Annotated in this window: 8 protein-coding genes and 2 pseudogenes; 4 read left to right on the forward strand and 6 right to left on the reverse strand. The window is 63.3% G+C overall.

Translation table 11 applies throughout. The features are described from left to right. Positions 1 to 298 precede the first annotated feature (298 nt). The 6 genes and pseudogenes from BST44_RS28400 to BST44_RS30245 all read right to left on the reverse strand — a co-directional run bounded on the left by BST44_RS28400 (position 299) and on the right by BST44_RS30245 (position 4,491). Positions 299 to 1,340 (reverse strand): annotated as a pseudogene (locus BST44_RS28400) (alpha/beta hydrolase). Between the two features lie 291 nt (positions 1,341 to 1,631). Continuing rightward, positions 1,632 to 2,084, reverse strand: coding sequence for a MaoC/PaaZ C-terminal domain-containing protein (locus tag BST44_RS28405; protein ID WP_007172211.1), 453 nt, complete (start codon positions 2,082 to 2,084; stop codon positions 1,632 to 1,634). Between the two features lie 14 nt (positions 2,085 to 2,098). After that, positions 2,099 to 2,575 (reverse strand): FAS1-like dehydratase domain-containing protein, encoded by a 477-nt coding sequence (locus tag BST44_RS28410; RefSeq protein WP_170826177.1) that lies wholly within the window; start codon positions 2,573 to 2,575, stop codon positions 2,099 to 2,101. Between the two features lie 32 nt (positions 2,576 to 2,607). After that, positions 2,608 to 2,943, reverse strand: coding sequence for an AtuA-related protein (locus BST44_RS28415; RefSeq protein ID WP_007172213.1), 336 nt, complete (start codon positions 2,941 to 2,943; stop codon positions 2,608 to 2,610). Next, positions 2,930 to 4,321 (reverse strand): acyclic terpene utilization AtuA family protein, encoded by a 1,392-nt coding sequence (locus BST44_RS28420; protein WP_033721564.1) that lies wholly within the window; start codon positions 4,319 to 4,321, stop codon positions 2,930 to 2,932. The genes BST44_RS28415 and BST44_RS28420 overlap by 14 nt, the downstream gene beginning before the upstream one ends. After that, positions 4,318 to 4,491, reverse strand: coding sequence for a hypothetical protein (locus tag BST44_RS30245; protein WP_007172215.1), 174 nt, complete (start codon positions 4,489 to 4,491; stop codon positions 4,318 to 4,320). Before BST44_RS30245 ends, BST44_RS28420 begins: the two co-directional genes overlap by 4 nt. 456 nt (positions 4,492 to 4,947) lie before the next feature. Here BST44_RS30245 and BST44_RS28425 point away from each other — a divergent pair, with 456 nt between their 5' ends. The 4 genes and pseudogenes from BST44_RS28425 to BST44_RS29940 form a co-directional block, all read left to right on the forward strand. Then, complete coding sequence (locus BST44_RS28425) at positions 4,948 to 6,102, forward strand: acyl-CoA dehydrogenase family protein (RefSeq protein ID WP_007172216.1); 1,155 nt, start codon at positions 4,948 to 4,950, stop codon at positions 6,100 to 6,102. A 40-nt stretch (positions 6,103 to 6,142) separates the two neighbouring features. Then, positions 6,143 to 7,330: a thiolase family protein gene (locus BST44_RS28430; protein ID WP_033721567.1), complete on the forward strand. Its 1,188-nt coding sequence runs from the start codon at positions 6,143 to 6,145 to the stop codon at positions 7,328 to 7,330. A gap of 20 nt (positions 7,331 to 7,350) precedes the next feature. Continuing rightward, a complete protein-coding gene (locus BST44_RS28435; protein WP_046185921.1) occupies positions 7,351 to 7,731 on the forward strand; it encodes a Zn-ribbon domain-containing OB-fold protein in 381 nt (126 codons plus the stop codon). Between the two features lie 21 nt (positions 7,732 to 7,752). Next, positions 7,753 to 7,923, forward strand: a pseudogene (locus BST44_RS29940) (transposase); the annotation flags it as partial.

Genomic DNA, 7,923 nt, shown 5'->3' on the forward strand with positions numbered 1-7,923 from the left:
CCACCGGCGAAGTCCGTCGTCCACCCGTTGCGGCGCGGGAATCAAGATGACCGAAGATAACCGTTCCCGGGCTTTATGGCTTTATCGACGGGCGCGTGTAGCGGGTTAACCATTGTCGCTCCCCGGCCTGTGGTCGTCGTTGGCGGCCTGCTCGCGATGAGGAACCGACCAGCTGTTTACATTACGCCCAATAATGTCAAAATTAATACATGCATATCTGACTTGTCAACGGGCTCCCAGTGGCGCGCAAAGGCGGTCGCCGCGCAGCTAGCCGCTGCGCCCGCGTTCAGCTCCGGCGTCAAGGAAACTTGCGTTCAGCGCTGTCGGCGAGAAACGCCCCGCTGAGGCGCAAAGCGTGACGCGCCTCGGGCAAGAGTCGAAACAGGGCTTGAAACACGTGAATTTGACCGCGAAACACCTGAAGTTGCACGGACGACCCCGCGGCGAGCATGCGCTCGGCGAGTCGTCGGGAATCGTCGAGCAGCATTTCTCTCCCGCCCACCTGGATCAATGTCGGCGGCATGCCGGTGAGGTCGGTGGCGAGCACGTTGACGCGGGGGTCGTGCGGATCGGCGTCGCCCACGTAGAGACTCAGCGCCCGCGACGCGGATCGGGCGGATGCGAAAGGATCGCGGCGCCAGATTTCGCGAGCCGTCGCCAGCTGACACGTCAGATCGATGACGGGGGACATCAGTAGCATGCGGTCAGGCAACGGCAGGCGATGTGCGAGTGCACCCAACGAGGTCGCGACCGCCAGTTGGCCGCCCGCCGAATCGCCTGTGTCGGCGGCAAGTGAATACTGACCAGTGCGCGGCCGACTCCTGATCAGTTTTCGATTGCCGTTGACAGCCTGCGATCGCTACCGTGCGGGCTGATGTCGATTCTTCAGAGCCCGCCAACCACCGGTAGGCCCTCAGTGCGTCGTCAGCAGCCGCCGGATACGGGTAACGCGGAGCCAATCGATAGCGGACCGCGAAGACCGGGCGCAGCGACGCGGCAGACAGTTCGCCCAGCAGACCGCGATGGGTTTTGGGAGAGCACATCGAAAATGCGCCGCCGTGAATGTAAAGGATCGGTGGCCCGTCCGGGTTGACGTTCGGTGCGACGACCCAATCTCCCCTCACTCGATCGCCGGCGAAGACGGTGTCGACCAGCCTTACGCGCAGTCCTGGGCGTGGGCGGGACGCGATGAGCGCCGCCCGAAGCACCCGATCCATCACAGCAAGCCCGTACTGGTTGGACGGTAGTGCTTGCGTCAATGGGCGAAGGACCCCGCGTGCGGATGTTGCGATGAGGTAGCTTGTCAGGCTCGGATCCCAATCCGAGGAAACGGATATCACGATAAGCCAGCCAGCTTTTCGTTGGTGCGGCCCCCTGTAGCATCCCAAAGCCCGCGTATAGCGGATCGAGGTCGCTGGCGCGGGGCCACGTCGTCTTTGAAGTGGTGGGTATAAGAAGGAAGCAGGCCTTGTAGGAACCACTGTTACTGATCTACCGGCAGCCTTCAAAGCGACGCGCGCCGTCGTCGCCAGAGCCGCAGAGCTACGCGATCCAGAGCGGGTCGTCCCCCGGTCGAGCTGGCGCAGGAACGTAGGCAACGATGATGCAGCGACGGCTGTCGAAGTTCTCGATTACCGCCGACCGGCCGGCAGTTGCAAGGTCGCCTCACTGGGCACGCATATGCCCTCCTCGCTGGACACTGCCAGTTCCAGGTCGACCAGGCGCATTCCGCGGTCTTGGCGCTTGGCCACCACCCGCCCGGTAAGGGTCGCGGTCTGTCCCGGGTAGATCGACTTGATCATCGATATCTTGCGCCGGCGCAGGAGCGCGTCGGGGCCCGCCCAGTCGGTGAGGCCCCGGTCGATGAAGCCGTGAAAGAACAGCGTCGACAGGTAGATCGTTCGCTGGCCCTGGCTGCGTGCGTACTCCGGATCGTGATGGCCCGGGAACCAGTCCCACGTCGCCGCGGCGTTCATGCAGACCCGCTTGTAGGTGATAGGAATCGACACCGGCGTGATCTCGTCGCCGACAATGACGTCATCGAAGGTAAGGCCTTTGATGTCTGCAGTGCTGATCTTGGTCATGAGCGCCCCCGGGTTTACTGGGCTGTGTCGTAGCGGAACAGGACGTTGGTGTTGCGGGCGATGTTCTCGCCGTGCTGGTCGGTGTAGGTGGTAAGCGATGTGATGAAGACGCCGGTTCCCAGCCGAGTCGTCTTCTCGTCGGATAGCGAGACGATCTCCTCGACTATCCAAACGTGGTCACCGACTCGGGGTCGGCGCTCCAGCTCGGTGGTGGTGGAGGCGTTGATGATGTGGTGGCCGGGCAGGGGAACGTTGAGCGCGAAAAGCCCGTCCTCGCGGTGCAGGTGCGCGGGCGCCCATTGCGGGTTCATGCCCAGGGTCATCAGCAGGCCCGGTGGGCACTCGTCGCCCTCCCAGTACCGTGGGTTGGCGTCCTCAACCAGAGAGCAGTAGTAGAGGATCATCGATCGGTCGATCGGAAACCACGCCTGCTTTGGCTCGGAGCGACGACCGACCCAGGACCGGCCCTCCTCTAGAGTGCCGAACGCCATCCCGAGCCCGGTGACATCGTTGGTGTGGGAGCTCACGGTGTTGCCTTCCCTTCGATGGCGGGTTCGGGCAGGGGCATGCGGGACAGGATCGAACACATCGACTTGCCGGTCTCGTCGAAGCGCAGTGTTGCGGTTGCGCCGCCGCCGAGGGCTCCCCGCATGACGATGTTGAACGCATGCAGGCGAGGCAGCGTGTAGATCGTCACGGTTCCGGTGACCAGACCCTTCATGAAGGAGGTGATGGCCTCCGGCCGCAGTCCGCGTTGCAGCGCGGCAAAAGCCTCGGCGTCGCGGGCGAGCACCACGACGTTGGAGATGTCACCCTTGTCGCCTGAACGCACGAACGCCAACTCGTCAATGGTGGGCATCGAGCATCTCCTTGGCGGCCTGGACACGGACGTGCTGTGGGACGAACTCACGCGGTACCAGGGTCGGCCACAGCGCTATCACCTTGCGCACCGCCAGCGGCGCGCCGAAGGCGGTACCCACCGGACCGGCCGTCGCTGGCAGCAGCATCGCGCGGCGGGCGACCTCGGCCTCGCTGCGGGTGCGGCACTTGGCCACCATCCGGAGCTCGACCTCGTTGGGCTGGGCGTCGGGTGCCGGTCGTGGGGCCACCGGGCCGGCCAGCGCGTCCCAACCGACACGGTCGAAACGCATCTCCTGCGGAATGACACCCAGGTACTTGATGCGGCCGCGCACTAGCCTCTCGCAGAAGTCGGCCTTCTCCAGAGCATCGGGCCAGGGGATCATCGTGCGCCCCTCGGCGAGGTAGCCGTCCTCGTAGCCGATCTGCACCTTGAGCGTGTCCGGCCGTCGGCGGCCGGTCATGCCCGTGAGCTGCACGCGGTCGGGGCCGAGTTCTTTGACCTCGACACCGCCCATGTCGACGACACCGTCGGGCAGCAAATAGCAGAACGGGTCGTGCACTTCGTAAAGCAAATGCTCTTTGATGGTCCACTCGTTGAGCACCCCACCCGAGCCCGGCACCTTACTGATCACAGCGGTGCCGTCAGCCGACATCTCGGCCATCGGGAACCCGAGCCGCCACGGATCACGCGACAGCCGCCACTGCGAGGACATGCCGCCGGTCGCGATGCCCGCACACTCCAGTACATGACCGACGGTAAGCGCGGCGCCGATCAGGTCGGGATTACGCTCAAATATCCACCCGAAGTGGCGCATGAGCGGCCCGCAATAAAGCGCAGAGTCGGCAAGCCTGCCGCCGATCACGACATCGGCGTCGCCGTCAAGTGCGTCAATGATCCCGTCGGAGCCGGTGTACGCCGAGACAGCGACGATCCGGTCGGCGATGCGGTCGATGTCTTCTTCGCCGGACTCAAGGTGCGCGAATTGCCAACCCGAATCCCTGATTTCGGCGATTCTCCCCGTCAAGTCGTCGCCCTCAATGGTTCCGATGCGGGTGTCGGGATATCCGGCGTCACAGGCCACTCGCGCAGCGGCCAGTGCGGCGGCACCCGGGTTCGCTCCGCCCCCATTGGTCACGATGCCGACGTCGTTACGGCGGGCAGCGGGCAGCGCCTGACGCAGAATGGGTTCGACATCGGGCACGTACCCTTTACCCGGGTCACGCATCTTGGCACGGGTAAGGAGCGCAACGGTCAACTCGGCCAGCAGGTCGAAGCAGGCAAACTCGACACCGCCCTGCTCAATGAGTTCCACCGCGGGATCCACCATGTCACCCCAATAGCCGGCACCAGCACCGATCCGCACGCTGGCACTCATGCGCACTCCTGCGCCGCCTCGGCGCTTGCCGCCGCGATGTCGGCACTAGGCGGCGGCGCGCTTGGCGGTATCCCGCCGACTGCCGGATCGACAAAGGGCACGAATGCGGCGCGCCCGGCCAGCCGTCCTTTGCCGGTGACCCCCGCAGCAATCAGCATCGTTCCGGGCATCGTGTTTTCCTCCTCTCTGTCCCCGGCCGTCGACCGCAAAGCTCTTGGCCGCGGGCCTGTTAATTGGCGTTAGCGTACGCTGTCTTGACACCGCTCGGCAGTGACCCGAGGCCCGGCGTCCGGGTCAAGCGAATCGAGCTTCCCGAAGTTGTCGACGTTGCGCCACGCCAGAGGGGCGAGATTGCCTTTCTGCTCATGGGCTGGGGATTAGAACGACTCCGGCTGCTGCCGAGAAATCACGTATCCGGCGTGGCGTAAAGCCGGTCACTGGAAGTCGACGCACTACCGACACGCGGACTTGCGCGTCAATGTTAACGGCCGATAACGTATCACCGGGCGATTACGCTGCTGTCGAGCGGTGACGGAAGCTTCCCTCGAATTCCTCGGTGTGTCGCCTGAAGTTTGTCGTGGCCGGTGCAAACCCGGACCTGCGGGTGATTCAAGGGGTTGAGCGGTATGGAGATATCAGAGAGCCAGGAACGGCGGGATCTGCGGGCGGCGGTTGCGGCCATCGGGAAGTCGTACGGCCACGATTACTACCTGACCAAATCCCTGGGGGGCGAGAAGTCTACGGAACTGTGGCAGGAGGTAGGTAAGCAAGGTTTTCTCGGGGTGAATATTGCCGAGGAGTACGGCGGTGGCGGTGGGGGTATCTACGAACTGCATGCCGTGGGAGAGGAGTTGGCGGCGGCGGGGTGCCCGTTGTTGATGACGGTGGTGTCGCCGGCCATTTGTGGCACCATCATCCAAGCGTTCGGAACCGACGAGCAGAAACGGCGTTGGCTTCCGGGCATTGCGAGCGGCGAGATCATAATGTCGTTTGCGATCACCGAGCCCGACGCGGGCTCAAACTCGCACAACATAGCGACGACCGCCAAGCGGGACGGCGCCGACTGGGTTCTGCGTGGCACCAAGTACTACATCTCGGGAGTGGACGAGGCGCAAGCCATCTTGGTGGTCACCCGAACGGGTACTGACGAGCGTGGGCGCGGCCGGCTGTCGCTGATGGTGGTTCCCACGGACGCTGCCGGCCTGCAGAAGACTCTGATTCCCGTGCAAGCCGTGACACCGGAGAAACAGTTCACCCTGTTCTTCGACGATGTACGTGTTCCCGGTGACAACTTGATCGGCGCTCGGGACGAGGGACTGCGGCAGGTATTCGTTGGTCTGAATCCGGAACGGATAATGGGGGCGGCGCTGGGCAATGGGATCGGCCGGTACGCGTTAAACAAGGCATGTACCTACGCCCGGGAGCGCAGGGTGTGGGACACCCCTATAGGGGCACATCAGGGAGTCGCTCATCCGCTGGCGCACGCCAAAATTCAGGTTGAACTCGCACGCTTGATGACCCAACGGGCGGCCGCCTTACACGATGCCGGCGAGGCAGGGGCCGGCGAGGCGGCGAATATGGCCAAGTACGCGGCAGCTGAAGCCGGAATCCTTGCGCTGGACCAAGCGATTCAGACGCATGGCGGCAACGGTCTGGCTACGGAGTACGGGTTGGCGACGTTGTGGGGACCGGCGCGGTTGATGCGGACGGCACCGATCAGCCGGGAGATGATCCTCAATTATGTTGCGCAGCATAGTCTCGCGCTTCCACGGTCATACTGAACGTCGACTAGGTTTGGGTGGCTGCTTCCATGAGGTCAACGTGAGAACTTGGGCACTTGCCAGCGAGCCGGCTATCGCCGCAGTAGAAGAACTACCGCCAGGAAAGTACGAAGGCCACGACGGCGCGGGCATGCAGGAGTTGGTGCTTCGTCGGTTTCTGCAGAGCCATTCACTTGGTCCCCGCGATGTGGACGGCCTGCTGGTTTGCCCGTCCGGCATGGCCAGCGGTGCGGGTGCCGACATCTTCGTCCACGAGCGCCTCAATGACGTGTTGGGCATCCGGCCGCGCTTTTGTGAGACTGTCAACGTCGGTGGGGCGACCTACACGATCATGCTGTCGCGGGCTGCACTTGCAATCAGCGCCGGCCTTGCAAACGCGGTGCTCTGTATCGGTGCGGGGAAATTCCCCAAGGTGGGGCGGGGAGGCGGCGCCAACGCAATGGCGCGCATGATCAGCCACCCGGACTTTGAGTACCCATACGGCAGCTTCATCCCAGCCCTTTACGCCTTAGCCGCCACGCGGCATATGGCCGAACGCGGAACGAGCCGCGATGCTCTTGCCGCCGTGGCGGTCTCGAGCCGCGAGTGGGCGTTACGGCATCCAGATGCTTTGATGCGCAACGCGGGTCCGCTCACCGTCGAGATGGTTCTGGCTTCACGACCTATCGCGTGGCCGTTCAATTTGCTGGACTGCTCAGTACCGTGTGAAGGTGGCGCCGTGTTCCTAGTGGCCCATGGTGACCGCGCGCGGGAAATCACCGACCAACCGGCCTATGTATTGGGCTTCGGTGAACACCACGATCACGGCAACATCACCCACACCAGCGACTTCGCAACAATGGGTGCCAGCGTGTCAGCGCGTGCCGCGTTCGAAATGGCCGATCTTTCGCCTTCGGACGTGCAGGTGGCCGAACTGTACGATGCCTTCACGATCAACCCGATACTGCTGTTGGAGGAAACGGGGCTGGTGGCGGCAGCTAAAGGTGGCCACTTCTTCCTGGATGGGCGGGGGGCGCCCGGCGGTGACCTTCCGGTGAACACCTACGGGGGTCTGCTGTCATTCGGACACACCGGCGACGCGTCGGGAATGTCGATGCTGATCGAAGCTGCGCGCCAAGTGATGGGGAAGGCTGCGGATCGTCAAGTGTCTGCAGAAATAGCATTGGTACACACTTACGGCGGCATGATGGCAGACCATTCGACCGTACTCTTGGGGAGGACGCCGTGACAACTGCTCCCATGCCCACCGTGACTGACAGCACGGCCGTGTACTGGCAGCAGGCAGCTGTCGGGCGGTTTGTGCTCCCGAAATGTCGGGAGTGCAAGCGATTCCATCATCATCCCCGCCCTTGGTGCCCATACTGCTGGGCTGCGGATCTGGATTGGCAAGAACCTTCGGGAAAAGCGACGATCGTCACCTACACCGTCGTCCGTCAGGCCCCGTCGCCAGCTTTCACCGCTCCTTACGTCTTGGCGATAGTGGAGCTGGAAGAAGGACCTCGAATGATGACCAACGTGATCGAATGCAACGTCGATGAAGTGCGGGTCGGTATGGCTGTCGAGGTGGTCTTCGAATCACGAGGCAACCTGGCACTTCCGCAGTTCCGACGGGTCACGTCAACTGCGTGACGAGCCGACGCGAAAACTCACTTATCCAGCACCGATTACCTGTATTTGTGGGTGGATGGCATCCACCTCAAGGTGCGCCTTGAGGTGGAGAAACTCTGTTTGCTGGTAATGATCGGGGTCCGTGCTGATGGCCGCATGGAGCTCGTCGGGCTGGCTGACGGCTTCCGGGGATCGACTGAGTTCTGGGCTGAT

This window comes from Mycobacterium scrofulaceum, assembly GCF_002086735.1.
In the GTDB taxonomy this organism is placed as follows: Bacteria; Actinomycetota; Actinomycetes; order Mycobacteriales; family Mycobacteriaceae; genus Mycobacterium; species Mycobacterium scrofulaceum.

What these genes read in the sequence shown, in the direction of transcription:
- BST44_RS28405 (WP_007172211.1), bottom strand. Translation starts at nt 2,084, where the DNA reads ATGACCAAGATCAGCACTGCAGACATCAAAGGCCTTACCTTCGATGAC.
- BST44_RS28410 (WP_170826177.1), bottom strand. Translation starts at nt 2,575, where the DNA reads ATGGCGTTCGGCACTCTAGAGGAGGGCCGGTCCTGGGTCGGTCGTCGC.
- BST44_RS28415 (WP_007172213.1), bottom strand. Translation starts at nt 2,943, where the DNA reads ATGCCCACCATTGACGAGTTGGCGTTCGTGCGTTCAGGCGACAAGGGT.
- BST44_RS28420 (WP_033721564.1), bottom strand. Translation starts at nt 4,321, where the DNA reads ATGAGTGCCAGCGTGCGGATCGGTGCTGGTGCCGGCTATTGGGGTGAC.
- BST44_RS30245 (WP_007172215.1), bottom strand. Translation starts at nt 4,491, where the DNA reads ATGCCCGGAACGATGCTGATTGCTGCGGGGGTCACCGGCAAAGGACGG.
- BST44_RS28425 (WP_007172216.1), top strand. Translation starts at nt 4,948, where the DNA reads ATGGAGATATCAGAGAGCCAGGAACGGCGGGATCTGCGGGCGGCGGTT.